The sequence below is a fragment of the Mesorhizobium hawassense genome, assembly GCF_003289945.1.
In the GTDB taxonomy this organism is placed as follows: Bacteria; Pseudomonadota; Alphaproteobacteria; order Rhizobiales; family Rhizobiaceae; genus Mesorhizobium; species Mesorhizobium hawassense.
Genome location: NZ_QMBP01000058.1, coordinates 1 through 877, shown reverse-complemented (window position 1 = coordinate 877; position 877 = coordinate 1). Strand labels below are relative to the sequence as shown.

Annotated in this window: 1 protein-coding gene; it reads right to left on the bottom strand. The window is 63.5% G+C overall.

Translation table 11 applies throughout. From position 1 onward, the window contains the following. Positions 1-788 (bottom strand): IS481 family transposase (locus DPM33_RS35605; protein WP_112102226.1); only part of this gene is annotated, 788 nt, incomplete at its 3' end. Between the last annotated feature and the right edge of the window lie 89 nt (positions 789-877).

The following is an 877-nucleotide window of genomic DNA, read 5'->3' as shown; positions in this document are numbered from 1 at the left end:
TCGCGCAGCGCCGTCTGGATGAAGCGCTCGGCCTTGCCATTGGTCTTGGGGGTATAGGGCCTTGTCCTGACGTGCTTGAGACCGAGATCGCGGCAGGCTTTGGCGAAGACCTTCGATCTGTAGCAAGAGCCGTTGTCGGTCATGACGCGCGCTATCGTGACGCCGAGGCTGGCGTAGTAGGCGACCGCCGCCTTGAGGAAGCCGATGGCACTCTCCTTTTTCTCGTCGGGCAGGATCTGCGAGAAGGCGATGCGGGAAGCGTCGTCGATGCAGACATGGACGAACTCCCAGCCGGCGCTGCGAGACTTTCCCTTTTGCGGATCGCTGGTGATGCGATGGCCGACTTGGCTGAAGCGGCCAAGCTTCTTGATGTCGATATGGATCATCTCGCCGGGGTGCTCTCGCTCGTAGCGCCGGATCGGCTCGGCCGGCTCGATATCCCTGAGCCGCGACAGTCCGGCACGCTTGAGAACCCGGCTGACAGTGGCGGGCGAGACGCCGACCTCCATGGCGATGTGCTTGCCGGTCAGCCGCTGGCGGCGCAAGGCGACGATGCGCTCGGCCACGACCTGTTCGGTCAGGCCCGGCATGACGGTGGGCCGCGACGAGCGGTCGGCCATGCCTTTGCTGCCTTCGGCCTTGTAGCGCTCGACCCAACGCGCCACGATCTTGGCCGACACACCATACGTTCGCGCCGCATGGGCTTTGGAAAAACCGCCTTCTATCACCGCCAGCGCCATCTCCTCTCGACGCAGCGGCGTGAGACGGGCATTCTTGTGGATGTTCATTCGGATCCTCCGACGAGCGCTGAAGCCTGGTAACTCCAGTCTCCTCGGTCCGGTCCGAATGGACAACCTCCTGAAAGCTCACACCTAGG